Consider the following 16,348-nt stretch of genomic DNA (forward strand, 5'->3'; position numbering starts at 1 on the left):
GGCCCGATTGAGATGATGCACGCCCCCTCCACCACACTTCGTGTGGTCCCCCTCCCCCGTAAACGGGGGAGGATCCAGGTCATGCAGGCGGTGCCGCCGCAGATCCTCCCCTGCGAAGCGGGGGAGGGGACCACCGAAGGTGGTGGAGGGGGCGGCTGCCTTCATGCTTTCCAATCATATACGATGGGCCTGCCGCCTCTACTTCGCGGCCGCCTCGACATTGTCCTTGTTGTAGATCGTGAACGGTCCCATCAGGATGCGCTTTGCGTTGGCGCGGCCGGGATCGGCCTCGATCTTGTACTCGCCCATGCGGCCGGCGACGAAGGCTTCGCCGATCTCGCCCTTCATCTGGCCCGTGGCCATCAGGTAGGTCGTGTAATAGGTGAGGTAGCCGAGGTCGCGGAAGTCCCACAGCGCGAATTCGGGCGCGCAGCCGTTCTTCGTGTAGGAGACCATCTCGGACGGCAGGCCGAGGCCCGACACCTTGACCTTGTCGCAGAGCCCCTCGTCCTGCATCGCCTTGGCGGTCGCCTGGATGCCGACGGTGGTCGGCGACATGATGAGGCCGAGGTTCGGATACTTGTCGACCAGCGCCAGCGCGCGGTTGTAACTGACCTCCGACTGGTCGTCGCCATAGACCGTGTCGACCAGCTTGATGTCCTTGTACTTGTCGCCCTTCAGCGCTTCGACCATGGCCGCGATCCAGGAGTTCTGGTTGGCCGCGTCTGGCGAGGCCGACAGCACCGCCATCTCGCCCTTGCCGCCCAGGATCGAGTGCGCCATGTCGGCCATCACCGTGCCGATCGAGCCGAAGTCGACCTGCGCGACGAACACGTCCTCGCCCTTGCCGGACGGGATCGGCGAATCCCACGTCACGACCTTGGCGCCCGCCTTCTGCGCACCCTCGGCGGCCGGCGCGATCTGGTCGCCGGCGTTGTTCGACAGCATGATGCCGTTCTTGCCCTGGGTGGTCGCGGTCGTGATGATCTCGATCTGGCCGGCGACGCTGTTTTCGGGCGTCGGGCCGAGGAAGAGAAGCTCACCAGGGTTCTGCAGTTCCTTGTGCGCCTCCTGGGCGCCCTCGTTCGCCTGGTCGAAGACCAGGATGCCGAGGAATTTCGGCAAGAGGACGAGATCGGCCTTCTTGCCCTTCTCTGCGTTGATCGCCTGCGCCATGGCGGGAACGGCCACGCCAACCGCCAGCAGGGCGGCAAGGGCCGCCATCGAAAATCTCTTCATCCATTTCCTCCCGTTCGAATGCGGCTCTCCCTGCCGCACATCGTACCGCCCGTGTCGGGCGTCTCCTCACGATGCTCACGGTCAACCTATATAATTGGACTGACCAATTCCAAACTTTGCAGCTTTTTGAGGAGGGGTCAAGCGAGCGGCGCAGGCGAAATGCAAGCGTGTCCACCGCCGCGGCGGCAGTGCTCCGCCCTAATTTTGGTCCGACCAAAGGGCGGATTGCCGTGCGGCCCAATGGGCGGAGAAAGACAAGCAGCAGATAACCGCGCGCGTGGACGCAGACGTGCTGCACTGGCTCAAGGCGCAGGGCAAGGGCTATCAGGCGCGGATGAACGCCATCCTGCGGCGCGAGATGATCGCATCGCTGCGCTCGAGGCGTGACGAACGCTGATCGATGAACGGCTTGGGCTTGCGCCGCAGCCGCGCGGCGGTTAGCAAGACGCCAATTCCATTTATCGAAGGTTGTTCCCATGGCATCGCGCAAACTTCTCCTCCTGCCCGGCGACGGCATCGGCCCGGAGGCGATGGCGGAAGTGAAAAAGCTGATCGCCGTGATGAACGACAAATTCGGCGCCGGCTTCGAAACCGAGGAAGGGCTGGCCGGCGGCTGCGCCTACGACGCGCACGGACAGGCGATCTCGGAAGCCGACATGGCCAAGGCGCTCGCCGCCGACGCCGTGCTGTTCGGCGCGGTCGGCGGCCCCAAGTGGGACAGCGTGCCTTACGAAGTGCGTCCCGAGGCCGGCCTGCTCAGGCTGCGCAAGGAGATGCAGCTCTTCGCCAACCTTCGCCCGGCGATCTGCTACCCGGCGCTGGCGGCGTCTTCCTCGCTCAAGCAGGACGTCATCGAAGGCCTCGACATCCTGATCGTGCGCGAGCTGACCGGCGGCGTCTATTTCGGCGAGCCTAAGGAGATCATCGATCTCGGCAACGGCCAGAAGCGCGGCATCGACACGCAGATCTACGACACCTTCGAGATCGAGCGCATCTCGGGCGTCGCCTTCGAACTGGCCCGCACGCGCAAGAACCACGTCACCTCGATGGAAAAGCGCAACGTCATGAAGTCGGGCGTGCTGTGGAACGAGGTCGTCACCCAGACGCACAAGGCCAAGTATTCGGACGTCAAGCTCGACCACATGCTGGCTGACGCCGGCGGCATGCAGCTCGTGCGCTGGCCCAAGCAGTTCGACGTCATCGTCACCGACAACCTGTTCGGCGACATGCTGTCCGACATCGCGGCCATGCTGACCGGCTCGATCGGCATGTTGCCCTCGGCGTCGCTCGGCGCGCCGGACGCCCGGACCGGCAGCCGCAAGGCGCTCTACGAGCCGGTGCACGGCTCAGCGCCTGATATCGCCGGCAAGGGCATTGCCAACCCCATCGCCATGATCGCCTCCTTCGCCATGTGCCTGCGCTATTCGTTCAACATGGTGGCCGAGGCGGACCGGCTCGAGGCGGCGATCGCCTCGGTGCTCGACGAAGGCTACCGGACGAAGGACATCATGTCGGAAGGCTGCATCGAGATCGGCACGACCATGATGGGCGACAAGCTGGTCGAGAAGTTCCAGTCGCTGCTCGCGTGATGGCCGGCGCTTCCTGCATTCGATGAGCATCGCGTGACGAGGGGGAACTGAGCGCATGGGCGAATTGTTCGGCCCCAATGTGATGATCGCGCTTGCGATCACGCTTGGCGCCGGCATCGCCACGGTTTTCGGCTCGTTCCTCGTCGTCTTCGCCCGTCACACCAATACGCGCCTGCTCGCCTTCGGCCTTGCCTTCGCGGGCGGCGCAATGGTCTACGTCTCGCTGGTCGAGATCTTCTACAAGGCGCAGGTCGCCTTCGCACAGTCGCTGCCGGACAAGCAGGCATACGCCTGGGCGACGCTCTGGTTCTTCGTCGGGGTTATGATGCTGGTCGTGATCGACCGGCTGGTGCCCAATCCGCATGCCTCGATGGACAGCGACCAGATCAGGAGCTTCGCCGGCGAAGCCGATCTGCCGCATGCCGGCATGACGATAGTCGACCGCCAGCGCGAGCAGCTTCTGCGGCGTGTCGGCCTGATGGCCGCGCTGGCCATCACGGCGCACAATCTGCCCGAAGGTCTGGCGACCTTTTTCGCCACGCTGGAAAGCCCTGTCGTAGGCCTGCCGCTGGCACTTGCCATCGCCATCCACAACATCCCCGAGGGGGTGTCGATCGCCGTGCCCGTCTTCTACGCGACTGGCTCCAAGACGAAGGCGGTTCTCGCCTCGCTGATCTCGGGCCTTGCGGAAGTCGTCGGGGCTGTCGTCGGCTACCTGATCCTGGCGCCGTTCCTCTCTGATGCCGTCTTCGGCGCGGTGTTCGGACTTATCGCCGGCGCCATGGTCTATCTGGCGCTGGACGAACTGCTGCCCGCTTCGCGCGCCTACGCCAAGGGCCACGAGACCGTGTACGGAATGGTCATCGGCATGGCGGCGATCGCGGCCAGTCTCGTGCTGTTCCGCTAGACGTCAGAGCTGCCCCGCAAACCAGCCGCACTTCGTTGTGTTGCCTCCTGGAGGGCGAGCGGCGGCAAGCGGGCGTGAAAATTCACGCTGCGGACAAGCGGTTCACACGAAGCCGATAAATCTGCCGCAAAGCAGCGCGCCACTCCACAGCACGAGGGAGGCGGCCGCCAGGAGACGCAACCCGCTTCCGCCGCGCCTTTCGAGCTGCACGAACAGCAGCAGATTGAAGCCGGCGAGGGCGATCAGCCCGAGCTTCAGCTGGAAGACCGGCATGAACGCGTATTCGGATGCGCGGACGGAGAACAGCAGCAGGCCGGTGACCACCGCGCCCGCAAAGGCCACGAATGCGATCCGCCGCATCAAGACGATGAATGCCTTGCCGCCCGGCGGGCGCAACGCGCCGAGAACGCTGAGGTCGAGCAGGATCACGGAGGTGAACAGCCCGCCGATGGCGGCGATGTGCAGCGCGTTGACGATAGGGTAGGCGGCGAACGAGGCCTTGAGCAGGCGAACCAGGCCAAGCTGCTCGATTCCCTGCAGCAACTCCATTCGGGTCAGGCCGGCGGGACGCGGTCGGGATAGACGTCGTAGTTCTTGCCGTTGACCGTGATGCGCACGGCCTTCATCCGCTTCTCGTTGTGATCGATGGAGCGGTTGCCGATGGCGATCACTTCGTCGCCGGGTTTGGCGACGTCCTCGGTGAAGCCGGCGGCGATGGTGCGCGAGGGCGGAGCGAGCTCGACGCGCCAGATCTGGCCTTCGGCGTCGACGTCCAGCGTCGCATGCGGATTGCCGATGTAGATCTTGGTGATCTTGCCGGTCAGCTTGAACATGCCCTCCTCAGTCCACGACCAGCCATGATGGGCGAGGGCAGGGATTGCCGCTGTCACGAGAACGCCGGCGAGCGCGAGCCCGCGAAGAGAGATCATGGTTCACCTCCTGCCACCCACGGCCGCCAGACTAGGCCGATGGGCGGCGGGGTCAACTCACATAGGCATGAAGCGTCGTTGCGGTGCGCGATTGCGGCATATGCAGGCTTTCGGGGGTCGCTTCGCCCTTGCGGATCACGGATATCCAGGCATATCCGCGGTGCAGCCGAGCCTCGCGCGCTGCGCCGTTGCACCGCCGCGCAACGTCGGCGCTGACGCGGAACAAGTCCGCGCGCGGCGTCACATGGTAGAGGCGCAGCCACGCCTGGAGCGCGGTTTTCGACCAGACGGGCAGTTGCGCCAGATCGCCGAAGTCGACGACGTGAAGCTCGCCCTGCGGGGCCAGAAGGGTTGCCGCGTTGGCGATGACCGAGCGCCACTGCGGAATCATCGAGACAGCGTAGGAGATGAAGATGCGGTCGAAGGCCGCCTGCCCGAAGACGCGCGCCGGATCGAACTCGGCGGCATCGGCGAGCGCAAGGCGCGTGCGGGCGCGAAGTCCGGCGCGTTCGATCGCGACGCCGGCGGTTGACAGCATCTCGCGGGAGATGTCGACGCCGAAGAAGCTGGCATCCGGATAGAGACTTGCCGCGCGGACGAGGTTGCGACCGGTGCCGCAGCCGATCTCGAGCACCGTGCCGCCGGCCGGCGGCTTGAGGCCGGAGAGCATCGGATCGCGGCCGAGCAGATAAAACTTGCGAGTGAGGTCGTAGAAATGGCGCTGGCGCCGGTAGACGCGGTCCATCAGCACGGCATGCTCGACCCCGGCCGCCATGTCAGCCCCTCAGCACATAGAGGTGGAAGCCGCCATAGATCGACGAGCGATCGCGGGCGTGCAGCGCGAGCGACTCCGCCTGCCGATATTCCCAGCGTTCCAGCAACGTGTCCATCAGGCGGCCCGGCAGCAGGCTTTCGGCGGCCGCGGTGCGGAAGATCACGCGGGCGCCTGGCGCCGCGGTCCGCGTGATCTCAAGCCACAGGTCGTTGAGCTGTTCATCGGACATCCAGTCCTGGGCGTCGAGCAGCACGAAGCGGTCGACGCTCGCTACAGGCTTGCCGGACAGAAACTCGCCGAAGGAGGCGTTGGTGACGCTGAGGCGGTCGGCGCGGGCGCGCAACGTCTCGAAATGCGCGGCCTTCAGATAGGGCGGCAGTGGTCCCGCCGCGTCGTAGCGGCGGCCGAAGGCCTGCCAGGCGAAATAGTTCTCCGACAGTGGAAAGTCGCAGGCCAGCTTTTCGAGGCGCGTGCGCAGGATCGACTCCATGCCTTCGCCCGCAGTCGCCAGCGCATCGTATTGCTGAGGCGGGATGCCGAGCCCGTAGAGCGACGATTTTCGGCCGGTCAGCCAGCGGACCAGCCGCTTGTCGAACAGCGGCGCCAGATGGGTATCGAAGAAGGCGCGCTGCGCGGCAATATCCCTGGCTTCAAGCAGGTCGGCCGGATCGACGCCATATAGGCGGGCGACGCGATGCCCGGCGCCGATGAACAGGCCGAGCAGGCCGTGGCGATAGAGGCCGCGGTCGACAATGGAGACACGGCGGCGGCCGAACACGCTCCGCCCGTCCCAATAGGCGCGGCTTTCGGCGTCGAGCCGCCCCCGGATGTGACGCCGGTAGGCCACGGCGTTTTCCGCAGAGGGGTCGCCGGCGAAGAAGCGGAGAAAACTCTCATGGTCCGGCAAGGAGCCCAGGGCAGCCAGCTTGAGGCGATTGAAGGCGACATGGGTGCGGTTGAGGTCGACCGCCTCGATGCGGGCCGGGTCGGCCAGTAGATAGGAAATCGCGTTGCAGCCGCCCGACGCAATGGTGACGATGCGGTTGCCCGGCTCGATCGCCAGTGCCGCCATGTCGACCTCCGGGTCCTCCCAGATCTGGGCATAGACAAGGCCGCTGAACAGCTTGGCGAAGAGCCGTTCGCCGATGCCGGCCGGCGACAGGGCGGAGTTCCTGCGCACAGCCTGGCGCAGCCGCGCTGCCGCCTGCTTCCGCGTCGCCGATGGGGGCTGGGGCCATGTCGTCGAGATGGTGTTCACGGGGGTTCCTCCAACCGAGGTCTATGCTGCGCGGCGACGCCAGAGCGGGATTGCGGCCGCCCGCTGCCGGTTCAGTTCGCGGGAAACAGTCGACCACTCGATGATCTCGATGCGTCCGTCGAAATGCTCCACCGCCGCGGTGCAGCTTTCGACCCAGTCGCCGGTGTTGACATAGGCAAGGCCGCCGAAATCGCGGAGCGCGGCGCTGTGGATGTGCCCGCAAATCACGCCGTCGACGCCTTCGCGGCGGGCCTCGCCGGCCAGCGTCTCCTCGAACCTGCCGATGAAGTTGACCGCGTGCTTGACCTTGACCTTGGCCCAGGCCGACAGCGACCAGTAGGTGAAGCCGAGCCGGCGGCGCGCCACGTTGATGTGGGTGCTGAGCCAAAGCGCGATCTCGTAGGCCCAGTCGCCCAGATAGGCGAGCCACCGCGCATGGCGCACGACCACGTCGAAGACGTCGCCATGGATGACCAGATAGCGCTTGCCGTCCGCCGCGACGTGGATGTCGGTCTCGCGTATCTCGATGCCGCCGAAATTCATGCCGCAATATTCGCGCAGGAACTCGTCGTGGTTGCCCGGCACGTAGACGATCCGCGTGCCCTTGCGCGCCTTGCGCAGCAGCTTCTGCACCACGTCGTTGTGGGACTGCGGCCAGTACCAGCCGGAGCGAAGCCGCCATCCGTCGACGATGTCGCCGACCAGGTAGATCGTCTCGGCGTCGTGCTGCCTGAGGAACTCGAGCAGGGCCGCAACCTGCGCGCCCTTGGTGCCGAGATGCACGTCGGAAAGGAACAGGGTGCGGTACTTTCGCGTCCCGGTGTTCGTTCCTGAATCGGCTGGCGCGGCATTCATCATGCAGCGCCTTTGAGCAAACGTGCGTGACAGGCGGATGACGGGGACCGATGTGAGGTTTCACACTCGCAACATTGCTGCAGTTAAGCTATTCTCCTTGCGGCCATCGTCCGACGGCAGCGCTGGGCATGCGCCATACGCGACTTCGAGGTCGGAAAATGTCGGGCATCATGCATTCGCAGATCGCCTGGTGGGCGATCCTCCGCAGGTTTGCCACGCTAAGCGCGTTCGCGCTGGCGATGGGCGGCGCTCTTGTCTCAACTGCCGGCGCGGCATCGACATGGACGCTGGATCCTGCGCAGTCGACGCTCACCTACCAGTCGGTCAAGAAAAACACGATCGTCGAGACGAACACGATCCGGAACATCTCCGGCAGCATCGACACCGACGGATCGGCGACCATCACGCTTGATCTCAATTCGGTGGATACGGGCGTCGACATCCGCAACGTGCGGATGCGCTTCCTGTTCTTCGAGACCTTCGAGTTCCCCAACGCGACGATAACCGCCAAGGTAGACCCAGCGGCTTTCGCCGACCTGCCGCAGAAGCGCCGGATGGTGGTGCCGCTGCCGGTGAAGCTCTCGCTGCACGGCGTCGACAAGGAGATCACGGCGAACGTCGCGGTCACCATGCTCACGGACAACCTCGTGTCCGTCGCGTCTCACGCTCCGGTCGCCGTCAAGGTCGAGGATTTCGGCCTGCTGCCGGCGATCGAGAAGCTGGAACGTGCGGCCAATGTGACGAACATCGTGCCGACGGCCTCGGTATCGTTCGATTTCGTCTTCGGAACCGAGCCGGCGGCCAAGCCGGAGCTCGTCCAGGTCGCGGCGACGCAAACGACCGGACCGATCGCTACCGACGCGACCAAGACGGAGTATTCCCGCGAGGAATGCACCAACCGCTTTGACGTGCTGTCAAAGACGGGAGCCATCTATTTCCGTACCGGCAGCGCGCGGCTCGATCGGCAGAGCGACCACGTGCTCGGCAGCGTGCTGGACGTTGTGACCAAATGCCCCGCGCTGAAGGTCCAGGTGTCCGGGTTCACGGATTCCGACGGCTCCGACACCGAAAACCAGAACCTTTCGGAGCGGCGGGCCAATGCGGTGAGAGACTACATCCTCAACGCCGGCGTCGCCTCCGAGCGGATCGCCGCGACCGGATATGGAGAAGCCGAGCCGATAGCCCCGAACGACAGCGCCAAGAACAAGGCGCTCAACCGCCGCATCGAATTCTCGGCGACGGCGATGTCGAATTGAGGCTGCGCCGGGCATAATGCGATACGTGTCCACGCTTCTCTGCGCACTGGCGATGCTGTTGATCTCGGCGGCCGGGGCCGCGGCTGAGCGGCGCGTCGCGCTGGTCATGGGCAACTCTGCCTATTCGAATCTTCCCGTCCTCAAGAACGCGGCCGGCGACGGCAAGGCGATGGCCGAAAAACTGAGCGGCCTTGGCTTCGAGGTCGTTTCCGGATTCGACCTCTCCAAGAGCGAAACGCAGGCGACCATGGCGCGCTTCGCCAAGGTCGTGCGCGGCGCCGATATGGCCGTGTTCTTCTATGCGGGGCACGGGCTGCAGGTGTCGGGACGCAACTATCTGCTGCCGGTTGACGCGGTGCTGGAGGACGAAACCTCTCTCGATTTCGAAGCGGTGCTGCTCGATTTCGTGCTGCGCCAGATGTCGCGTGAAACGAAGGTTCGGCTGGTTTTCCTCGACGCCTGCCGTGACAATCCGCTGGCCGCGGCAGGCGTCGGTCGCCGTTTCTCCGATGCCGGCAAGGGCCTCGCCGAGGTGAGATTCGAGGACGGCGGCGACGGCACGCTGATCGCCTTCGCCACCAGCCCGAACGAGGCCGCCTACGACGGCAGCGGAGAGCATTCGCCCTTCGCCGCGGCGTTGCTGGACCATATCGGCGATGAGAACGTGCAGCTGACCACGGTGATGACCCGGGTCACCGGCGACGTCTACAAGGCGACCGCCGGCAAGCAGCGGCCATGGGTGAACGCGTCCCTCATCGACGAGGTGATGCTGAACCCCGTTGCGGCCAGCGAGCCGTTGATCGTCGGCACGGCGCCGGATGCCGCGGCGCCGGACGCCAGCGGCCAGGCGCTGCGGTCGGCGCAGGAGCCAGCGGCCTCCGCCGAGGGCGATCAGGTGGCGATGAACGCGCTGCGGGCGCAGATACCCAAGCTCGGCAGCGATGCGCCCATCAGCTTCGAGGGTAAGGTGGAGTTCGGCGACCCGGTGCTGGATGGCAAGAGCATCGCCGAACTGATCCAGGGCAAGCCGCGGTTCCCCCCGATCGAGGGGCTCGACAAGACGATCTGGGACAAGCACTGCGTGTCCTGCCATGGCTGGACCAAGGACACGCTGTGCGAGCAGGCGCGGACCTATGACGTGGACGACCTCAGGATCATGCGCTTGCCCCACCCGCTCGGCACCCATTTCAAGGTCGCGCTCGCCAAATGGGCGCATGGGGGCTGCAAGTAGGCCGTGCTTCTCGCCGAATCTCCATCAGATTGACTCTGTGTCCAAACCGCGTAAAAGCGCAGCGGACGACGGAGACCCTTATGCGCGGCCTGCTGATGGCGCTTTTTGCACTGGATTTCCCGGGCCATGCGGCCGCGGGCAGTGCTGCACGTCCCCGTTTCACCACCTCGGCCAAAACGACTCGTAAAACCACGACCACCAAAACGGTCTGATCTCCCTTGGCCAATCCGCCCTCTCCCCGGGTCCGGCCGGAGGGGGACGGGACCCGCGATGGTCGGCGGGTCTTCTCCAAGCCAAACCAGGTGGAGAGCGACAGGAGATTTTTTGCGATGGGTTTCAAGGTAGCGGTCGCCGGCGCCACGGGCAATGTGGGCCGGGAAATGCTGAACATCCTCGAAGAGCGAGGCTTTCCGGCAGACGAGGTGGTGGCGCTCGCCTCGCGCCGCAGCCAAGGTACCGAAGTGTCCTATGGTGACCGCACGCTCAAGGTGAAGGATCTCGCCACCTACGACTTCTCCGACACCGACATCTGCCTGATGTCGGCCGGCGGCAACGTCTCCAAGGAGTGGTCGCCCAAGATCGGCAGGCAGGGCTGCGTCGTCATCGACAACTCGTCGGCCTGGCGCTACGACCAGGACGTGCCGCTGATCGTACCGGAGGTGAACCCGGACGCCATTGACGGCTTCTCCAGGAAGAACATCATCGCCAACCCGAACTGCTCGACCGCCCAACTGGTGGTGGCGCTGAAGCCGCTGCACGACAAGGCAAAGATCAAGCGCGTCGTCGTCTCGACCTACCAGTCGGTGTCGGGCGCCGGCAAGGAAGGCATGGACGAGCTGTTCACGCAGACGCGCGCCGTCTTCGTCGCCGATCCGGTGGAAGCCAAGAAGTTCACCAAGCGCATCGCCTTCAACGTCATCCCGCACATCGACGTGTTCATGGAAGACGGCTACACCAAGGAAGAGTGGAAGGTGATGGCCGAGACCAAGAAGATGCTCGATCCCAAGATCAAGCTGACCGCCACCGCCGTGCGCGTCCCGGTGTTCATCGGCCATTCGGAATCGGTCAACATCGAGTTCGAGGAGCCGATCACCGCCGATGAGGCGCGCGATATCCTGCGCGACGCGCCGGGTTGCCTCGTCATCGACAAGCGCGAGAACGGCGGCTACATCACGCCGATCGAGAGCGCCGGCGAGGATGCAACCTACATCAGCCGCATCCGCGAGGACGCCACCGTCGAAAACGGACTGGCGATGTGGATCGTATCGGACAATCTGCGCAAGGGCGCAGCGCTCAACACCGTCCAGATCGCCGAACTGCTCATCGCGAAGGGCCTGATACAGCCGAAGAAGAAGGCCGCCTGAGCCGCCGGCGTCTTCCCTCCCCCTCGGGGGAGGGCCGATCCGCCTAGCGGACAGAGGTGGGGGTCGCCAGGGCAGTGTTTGACGTTCTCCTGCGTCGCGCGCTGCCTTGACCTGCTCCACGGCCATCTCCCCTTCACGGGAAGGCGTCGCGTTCCTAGGCCTGGGTTGCGCCGGCGCTCTCGGCCGCCATGGCCTCGAGCAGCCTCATCGCCTCGTCGGCCCGATCCGCCGGCACGAACAGATGGTCGTGATGATAGGCGGAGACCGGATTGACGCTTATTCCGGCTGCAGCGAGACGCGCAGTTATCGCGGCCAGGAAACCCACTGCCTCCAGAGACGAGTGGATCTGCAATGTGATCATGCGGCTGGGGAAAGTCGGGGACATTCCTGCGGCTTCCGCGCTTCCGGCAGACACGATCAACGTCATACCTTCTGCCTCGCGGAAGGACATCACGGGTTGGACGCCCTGAGGGATATCCCGGCCATGAGGCAGGATCGCAAAGACGAACTCGCCCGGCAGCAAGGCAGGCCGCATCGTCGCCAGAAGCCGTCCGAGATCCTTTTCACCACTCATCTGGCCAACTCCGCTATTGTCGGAACCCGAATGCCGGTTGGACGGTTGTCCTTCAACTCGCGATCGGAAACAATGCCGCGCTTACGCTCGATCAGAGGCCATGTCGCAAACCATCCAGGACCGGCGCGAACGCCAGAAGGCAGCCCAGCGTGACGAACTGCTCAAAGCCGCCCACCAGCTGGTGCAGGAGGACGGCTACGAAGGCCTGACAATCCGCAAGCTGGCCACGCGGGCCGGCTACGCGCCGATGTCGGTCTATTCCTACTTCGCCGACAAGCACGCGATCCTCGTAGCATTGGCCGAGGACCACTTCGCTCTGCTCGCCAGGCGGCTGAACCGGGACTTTTCCGTCGATCCCGTGGACGCACTGCGGGAGGGCCTCCTCGAATATGTCGACTTCGCCCTCGAGAGCCCCAACGAGTATCGCACGATCTTCATGTCGACCGAGATCGACAAGGATGCGGAGGAATTCGCGGAGAAGGAAGCCGGCAACCCGGCACTGCGGATCCTCATCGACCGTGTCGATGCGGCGGTTGCGGCAGGCAGGTTGCGCGGCGATACCCACGCCATCGCGACCATGCTGTGGACCGTCGCCCATGGGGCGATCTCTCTGCTGATCGCATTTCCCCACTACCCGTTCGGCGAACCGCGGCAGTACGCGGAACGCGTCATAGCGATCGCCCTGCTTGGCCTTTCCGCCGCCGAGGTCGAGCCGCTGGTGGACACCCTGCCGCACTGCTGAGCGCCCCCACGCCTCGATCTCCCGCCCTCCTCGGATCCACGTTTTCGTACGCGTACGAAAATACGCTTGACCTGTGCGTATCTGCCTCGTACATGTATTATGTATCGTACATGTACGAATGGAGAGATCCGATGAAGACGTCTGCTTTCCTCCTCGCCGCCTTGCTCGCAATTCCTGGCGCAGCCTTTGCGGGGGACCAGGCTGCCAAGACCTCGCTTCCGCCAAAGCCGGCCGTCGAGCAGAAGGCGGTTCTCGACTACAAGGCGACAGGTTCAGTGGTCCGGACGGAGCAGTCGACCGCCACGGGCGAAGCGGGCCGGCAAGGTAAGAAGCTCGGCATCGACGTCAGCCCGTGGATCATGCCGACATACAACTGACATTGTCGAACGTCAGGCGGGCGGCGCGAAACCAGCGCCTCCCTCCATCGATTGTGCGATGCGGAAAATGGGTTGATTGAGCCGTGGACGCGCTGTAAGCGAAACGCATGACCCATCTGCCGGACCGCCTCCTCACAGGCTATCGGAACTTCATGACCGGGCGCTATCAGTCCGAGAGTTCCCGCTATCGAAGTCTGGCGCGAGAGGGCCAAAAGCCGGAGATCATGGTCGTCGCGTGCTGCGATTCCAGGGCAGCGCCCGAGACCATCTTCGACGTCGGGCCCGGCGAACTCTTCGTGTTGCGAAACGTCGCCAATCTGGTGCCGCCCTACGAGCCGGACGGCGAGTATCACTCGACTTCGGCTGCCCTCGAATTTGCAGTGCAGAGCCTCAAGGTCCGCAATATCGTGGTGATGGGCCATGGCCGCTGCGGCGGCATAAAGGCCGCGCTTGCCCCGGAATCGGAGCCCCTTTCGCCCGGAGACTTCATCGGCAAATGGATGAGTCTGGTCGCGCCTTCGGCCGACGCGGTGTCGAAGAACACAATGATGACGGCGACCGAGCGCCAGACCGCGCTGGAACGCATCTCGATCCGCTTCTCGATCGCCAACCTGAGGACTTTTCCGTGCGTGCGCATTCTCGAGGAGAAGGGCAAGCTCTCGCTCCACGGCGCCTGGTTCGACATCTCGACCGGAGAGCTGTGGGTCATGAACCGCCAGACCGGCGACTTCGAACGGCCCGATATAGGCTGAACTGTCTGCTGGCAGAGGAACGGGCCGGCATCGCTGCAGGCCCGACCTGTTATCGGCGATAAGCGTGCTGCGGCCTTAGGCCAGCCTGGCGTCCAGCGTCACCTCGATGGCGCCAAGCGCCTTCGACACCGGGCAGCCGGCCTTGGCCTTCTCGGCCAGCTCCTTGAACTTGGCCGCGTCGAGGCCGGGAACGGTTCCCACCAGCGTCAGCGCGCTCTTGGTGATGCCGGTGCCCGGGATGAGCGTCACCGCGGCCTTGGCGTCGAGTTTCTCTGCGGGGGTGCCGTTTTCCGCCAGGAAGTGCGAAAGCTGCATGGCGAAGCAGCTGGCATGCGCCGCTGCGATAAGCTCTTCCGGATTTGTGCCCGACTTTCCGCTCTCGTCCTCGAACCGCATCTTGAAGGAATAGGGCTGGCTCTTGAACACCCCGCTTTGGAGGTCGATCGTGCCGGACCCTTCCTTGAGCGTGCCCTTCCAGACGGCTGAAGCTGTGCGATCCATGAGTATCTCCTTGGTTGTCGAAAACCGGGCCGGCGCCTGACAGATAGAGGCCGGCGATAGGGGGAACTATAGCGCGCCACGCGTGCCGTTCCATGGCCCAATTATCGGGAGGCGCAGCCGACGCCACGCCGGGATGTCCTGCTCGCTTCGGCCCTACGACCGCGCGGCGATCGCTGCCGCCGCTCCCGCCATCGTGCCGGCGCTGATACGGTTGGCGATGCGCATGGCGCGCGGGCTGCGGATCAGCCGCCGCGCCTGCGCCGCCGCGAGCACCCAGGTGCAGTCGATGGCGATGAGCACCAGCGCCATGGTCAGCGTCAGCTCGGCCCATCCGACGACCGTCACGCTGGTCAAGTCGATGATCGTCGGCAGCAGGGCGAGATAGAACATCATGATCTTCGGATTGCCGAGCGTGACGGCCATGCCGGTCAGGAACAGCTTCATCGGCGAATCCTCGCGCGGCAACTCGCTCTCGCTCACCGCGACCGGCGCCGTCCACATCTTCCAGGCGAGATAGACGAGATAGGCGATACCAGCCCACTTCACGGCGACGAAGACGATGTGGAAGGTCTGCGCGATATAGGCCAGCCCGAACACCGCCAGCGACAGCCAGATCGCCTCACCGATCCACATGGCCATCAGGAAGGGCAGCACGTCGCGAAAACCCTTGGAGATGACGCGGGCGACGAGCGCCGCGATGGAGGGGCCAGGCGAGCCCGCCGCGACCAGCAGCGCGCCGGCGAAGATCAGGAGAGAGGACAGTTCCATGGACGGCCTTTCCTTCCGTGTCGCGATCCCGAGGCCAAGCTCTACCACAAGTCCGCACGTTTCGCGCACTCCGGGTCGCCGCTGTTGCTGGATTTCGTAGGTCCAGCGACACGCGGCTCTCGACAGCTTGGGTTTGGCGGGCTGCAATGCAAGGATGCCCGAGCCTGGAGTTCGGGCACGCCGCGACGGCGATCGGCGGCGGGAACATGGAGAGGGGAGTTCTCGAATGGCGAAGAAGAAGGTCCTGCTTGCAGGCGAATCCTGGGTGTCGACGTCGACGCACATCAAGGGCTTCGACCAGTTTCCGACGGTCACCTACCACACCGGCGCCGACACTTTGCTCGAAGCGTTGAAGACGTCGGCCTTCGACGTGACCTTCATGCCCGCGCATGAGGCGCAGCGCGCCTTCCCGCAGACGATGGAGGCCTTGTCGGCCTATGACGCGGTCGTGCTGTCGGACCTCGGGGCGAACACGCTGCTGCTTCATCCGGACACCTGGATCCATTCGAAGCCGACGCCGAACCGCCTGCGTCTGCTGCGCGACTATGTGCATGCCGGCGGTGGCCTGCTGATGTTCGGCGGCTACTACAGCTTCCAGGGCATCAACGGCGGCGCGCGCTATCGCAAGACCCCGGTCGAGGACGTGCTGCCGGTTTCATGCCTGCCCGTGGACGATCGGGTCGAGGTCCCGGAGGGTTTCACGCCGGTCGTCGGCGGACCGTCAGACCACCCGATCCTGCGCGGGCTCGGCGCCGACTGGCCGATCCTGCTCGGCTTCAACGAGGTCGCCGTGAAGGACGGCGCCGAGGTGCTCGCGACCGTCTCGTCCGACTACGGCTCGCTGCCGCTGCTGGTGACGGGGCGGTCTGGCAAGGGCCGCACCGTCGCATGGACTTCCGATGTCGGGCCGCACTGGCTGCCGCCGCAGTCCTCCGCCTGGGACGGCTATCCAAGACTGTTCGGGCAGATGCTCGCCTGGGCGACGGGCGACGACTGAACGAGGTCGGACGGCGGGAGGGAGCGGTCCCCAAGGCAGTCGCTTGAAAGGCTCGCCCGGACGTACCTCCACCCCTACCCCTCCCCACAAGGGGGAGGGGGACGTGTTTGCCACCGTGCCCGGCCAAGATCATCGACGTTGCGCGCGGGACAAAGGCGCGGCAGGGCCCCCTCCCCCTTGTGGGGAGGGGTAGGGGTGGGGGTATTCGCTTCAAGCCATCGCCCTGGAGCGGTT

General features: G+C 65.0%; 19 protein-coding genes and 1 pseudogene. 11 read left to right on the forward strand and 9 right to left on the reverse strand.

Features of this window, described 5'->3' with window-relative positions; genetic code table 11:
• Positions 1–198: 198 nt before the first annotated feature.
• A complete protein-coding gene (locus PD284_RS04330; protein ID WP_274626998.1) occupies positions 199–1,239 on the reverse strand; it encodes a rhamnose ABC transporter substrate-binding protein in 1,041 nt (346 codons plus the stop codon).
• A gap of 247 nt (positions 1,240–1,486) precedes the next feature.
• Between PD284_RS04330 and PD284_RS04335 the strand changes: the two are divergent.
• The 3 genes and pseudogenes from PD284_RS04335 to zupT all read left to right on the forward strand — a co-directional run.
• Positions 1,487–1,636, forward strand: a pseudogene (locus tag PD284_RS04335) (BrnA antitoxin family protein); the annotation flags it as partial.
• A gap of 79 nt (positions 1,637–1,715) precedes the next feature.
• A complete protein-coding gene (gene leuB, locus PD284_RS04340) occupies positions 1,716–2,828 on the forward strand; it encodes a 3-isopropylmalate dehydrogenase (protein ID WP_274626999.1) in 1,113 nt (370 codons plus the stop codon).
• Between the two features lie 55 nt (positions 2,829–2,883).
• Positions 2,884–3,735, forward strand: coding sequence for a zinc transporter ZupT (gene zupT, locus PD284_RS04345; protein WP_274627000.1), 852 nt, complete (start codon positions 2,884–2,886; stop codon positions 3,733–3,735).
• A 102-nt stretch (positions 3,736–3,837) separates the two neighbouring features.
• Here the strand turns inward: zupT and PD284_RS04350 are convergent, their stop codons facing one another.
• Genes PD284_RS04350 through PD284_RS04370 form a run of 5 tightly spaced genes read right to left on the reverse strand, consistent with a single transcriptional unit; the run spans position 3,838 to position 7,552 of the window.
• Positions 3,838–4,284 (reverse strand): hypothetical protein, encoded by a 447-nt coding sequence (locus tag PD284_RS04350; protein WP_274627001.1) that lies wholly within the window; start codon positions 4,282–4,284, stop codon positions 3,838–3,840.
• 5 nt (positions 4,285–4,289) lie between these two features.
• Positions 4,290–4,664 (reverse strand): DUF6152 family protein, encoded by a 375-nt coding sequence (locus tag PD284_RS04355; RefSeq protein ID WP_274627002.1) that lies wholly within the window; start codon positions 4,662–4,664, stop codon positions 4,290–4,292.
• 52 nt (positions 4,665–4,716) lie between these two features.
• On the reverse strand, positions 4,717–5,439 hold the full coding sequence (locus PD284_RS04360; RefSeq protein ID WP_274627003.1) for a class I SAM-dependent methyltransferase: 723 nt from the start codon (positions 5,437–5,439) through the stop codon (positions 4,717–4,719).
• A 1-nt stretch (position 5,440) separates the two neighbouring features.
• A complete protein-coding gene (locus PD284_RS04365) occupies positions 5,441–6,688 on the reverse strand; it encodes a BtaA family protein (RefSeq protein WP_274630537.1) in 1,248 nt (415 codons plus the stop codon).
• A 30-nt stretch (positions 6,689–6,718) separates the two neighbouring features.
• Positions 6,719–7,552 carry a UDP-2,3-diacylglucosamine diphosphatase gene (locus tag PD284_RS04370; RefSeq protein ID WP_274627004.1) on the reverse strand — a complete coding sequence of 278 codons (834 nt, stop codon included), beginning with the start codon at positions 7,550–7,552 and terminating at the stop codon, positions 6,719–6,721.
• Positions 7,553–7,710: 158 nt separating this feature from the next.
• On the opposite strand from PD284_RS04370, the gene PD284_RS04375 reads away from it, so the two are divergent.
• From PD284_RS04375 to PD284_RS04390, 4 genes are all read left to right on the forward strand, one after another.
• Positions 7,711–8,808 carry an OmpA family protein gene (locus PD284_RS04375; protein ID WP_274627005.1) on the forward strand — a complete coding sequence of 366 codons (1,098 nt, stop codon included), beginning with the start codon at positions 7,711–7,713 and terminating at the stop codon, positions 8,806–8,808.
• A gap of 25 nt (positions 8,809–8,833) precedes the next feature.
• A complete protein-coding gene (locus PD284_RS04380; RefSeq protein ID WP_411956175.1) occupies positions 8,834–10,039 on the forward strand; it encodes a caspase family protein in 1,206 nt (401 codons plus the stop codon).
• A gap of 80 nt (positions 10,040–10,119) precedes the next feature.
• Complete coding sequence (locus PD284_RS04385; protein ID WP_274627007.1) at positions 10,120–10,251, forward strand: hypothetical protein; 132 nt, start codon at positions 10,120–10,122, stop codon at positions 10,249–10,251.
• A gap of 117 nt (positions 10,252–10,368) precedes the next feature.
• The gene (locus PD284_RS04390) at positions 10,369–11,403 is read left to right on the forward strand and encodes an aspartate-semialdehyde dehydrogenase (protein WP_274627008.1); all 1,035 of its coding nucleotides are present in this window, start codon (positions 10,369–10,371) and stop codon (positions 11,401–11,403) included.
• Between the two features lie 154 nt (positions 11,404–11,557).
• Here PD284_RS04390 and PD284_RS04395 read toward each other — a convergent pair whose 3' ends face one another.
• Positions 11,558–11,977 (reverse strand): ACT domain-containing protein, encoded by a 420-nt coding sequence (locus PD284_RS04395; RefSeq protein ID WP_274627009.1) that lies wholly within the window; start codon positions 11,975–11,977, stop codon positions 11,558–11,560.
• 100 nt (positions 11,978–12,077) lie between these two features.
• On the opposite strand from PD284_RS04395, the gene PD284_RS04400 reads away from it, so the two are divergent.
• From PD284_RS04400 to PD284_RS04410, 3 genes are all read left to right on the forward strand, one after another.
• Positions 12,078–12,719 carry a TetR/AcrR family transcriptional regulator gene (locus PD284_RS04400; protein WP_274627010.1) on the forward strand — a complete coding sequence of 214 codons (642 nt, stop codon included), beginning with the start codon at positions 12,078–12,080 and terminating at the stop codon, positions 12,717–12,719.
• Positions 12,720–12,850: 131 nt separating this feature from the next.
• Positions 12,851–13,096, forward strand: a complete 246-nt coding sequence (locus tag PD284_RS04405) for a DUF680 domain-containing protein (RefSeq protein ID WP_274627011.1) — start codon at positions 12,851–12,853, stop codon at positions 13,094–13,096.
• A 107-nt stretch (positions 13,097–13,203) separates the two neighbouring features.
• Complete coding sequence (locus PD284_RS04410; RefSeq protein ID WP_274627012.1) at positions 13,204–13,848, forward strand: carbonic anhydrase; 645 nt, start codon at positions 13,204–13,206, stop codon at positions 13,846–13,848.
• 75 nt (positions 13,849–13,923) lie between these two features.
• Here PD284_RS04410 and PD284_RS04415 read toward each other — a convergent pair whose 3' ends face one another.
• A complete protein-coding gene (locus tag PD284_RS04415) occupies positions 13,924–14,349 on the reverse strand; it encodes an OsmC family protein (RefSeq protein WP_274627013.1) in 426 nt (141 codons plus the stop codon).
• A gap of 153 nt (positions 14,350–14,502) precedes the next feature.
• Positions 14,503–15,117, reverse strand: a complete 615-nt coding sequence (locus PD284_RS04420) for a LysE family translocator (protein ID WP_274627014.1) — start codon at positions 15,115–15,117, stop codon at positions 14,503–14,505.
• Between the two features lie 226 nt (positions 15,118–15,343).
• Here PD284_RS04420 and PD284_RS04425 point away from each other — a divergent pair, with 226 nt between their 5' ends.
• Positions 15,344–16,114 carry a glutamine amidotransferase gene (locus PD284_RS04425; protein ID WP_274627015.1) on the forward strand — a complete coding sequence of 257 codons (771 nt, stop codon included), beginning with the start codon at positions 15,344–15,346 and terminating at the stop codon, positions 16,112–16,114.
• The last annotated feature ends 234 nt before the right edge of the window (positions 16,115–16,348 follow it).

This window comes from Mesorhizobium shangrilense (assembly GCF_028826155.1).
Taxonomy (GTDB): domain Bacteria; phylum Pseudomonadota; class Alphaproteobacteria; order Rhizobiales; family Rhizobiaceae; genus Arvimicrobium; species Arvimicrobium flavum.

Bases quoted from the DNA above. Each gene is read 5' to 3' on its own strand.
- PD284_RS04330 (WP_274626998.1), bottom strand. From the start codon at position 1,239: ATGAAGAGATTTTCGATGGCGGCCCTTGCCGCCCTGCTGGCGGTTGGC.
- leuB (WP_274626999.1), top strand. From the start codon at position 1,716: ATGGCATCGCGCAAACTTCTCCTCCTGCCCGGCGACGGCATCGGCCCG.
- zupT (WP_274627000.1), top strand. From the start codon at position 2,884: ATGGGCGAATTGTTCGGCCCCAATGTGATGATCGCGCTTGCGATCACG.
- PD284_RS04350 (WP_274627001.1), bottom strand. From the start codon at position 4,284: ATGGAGTTGCTGCAGGGAATCGAGCAGCTTGGCCTGGTTCGCCTGCTC.
- PD284_RS04355 (WP_274627002.1), bottom strand. From the start codon at position 4,664: ATGATCTCTCTTCGCGGGCTCGCGCTCGCCGGCGTTCTCGTGACAGCG.
- PD284_RS04360 (WP_274627003.1), bottom strand. From the start codon at position 5,439: ATGGCGGCCGGGGTCGAGCATGCCGTGCTGATGGACCGCGTCTACCGG.
- PD284_RS04370 (WP_274627004.1), bottom strand. From the start codon at position 7,552: ATGAATGCCGCGCCAGCCGATTCAGGAACGAACACCGGGACGCGAAAG.
- PD284_RS04375 (WP_274627005.1), top strand. From the start codon at position 7,711: ATGTCGGGCATCATGCATTCGCAGATCGCCTGGTGGGCGATCCTCCGC.
- PD284_RS04385 (WP_274627007.1), top strand. From the start codon at position 10,120: ATGCGCGGCCTGCTGATGGCGCTTTTTGCACTGGATTTCCCGGGCCAT.
- PD284_RS04390 (WP_274627008.1), top strand. From the start codon at position 10,369: ATGGGTTTCAAGGTAGCGGTCGCCGGCGCCACGGGCAATGTGGGCCGG.
- PD284_RS04395 (WP_274627009.1), bottom strand. From the start codon at position 11,977: ATGAGTGGTGAAAAGGATCTCGGACGGCTTCTGGCGACGATGCGGCCT.
- PD284_RS04400 (WP_274627010.1), top strand. From the start codon at position 12,078: ATGTCGCAAACCATCCAGGACCGGCGCGAACGCCAGAAGGCAGCCCAG.
- PD284_RS04405 (WP_274627011.1), top strand. From the start codon at position 12,851: ATGAAGACGTCTGCTTTCCTCCTCGCCGCCTTGCTCGCAATTCCTGGC.
- PD284_RS04410 (WP_274627012.1), top strand. From the start codon at position 13,204: ATGACCCATCTGCCGGACCGCCTCCTCACAGGCTATCGGAACTTCATG.
- PD284_RS04415 (WP_274627013.1), bottom strand. From the start codon at position 14,349: ATGGATCGCACAGCTTCAGCCGTCTGGAAGGGCACGCTCAAGGAAGGG.
- PD284_RS04420 (WP_274627014.1), bottom strand. From the start codon at position 15,117: ATGGAACTGTCCTCTCTCCTGATCTTCGCCGGCGCGCTGCTGGTCGCG.
- PD284_RS04425 (WP_274627015.1), top strand. From the start codon at position 15,344: ATGGCGAAGAAGAAGGTCCTGCTTGCAGGCGAATCCTGGGTGTCGACG.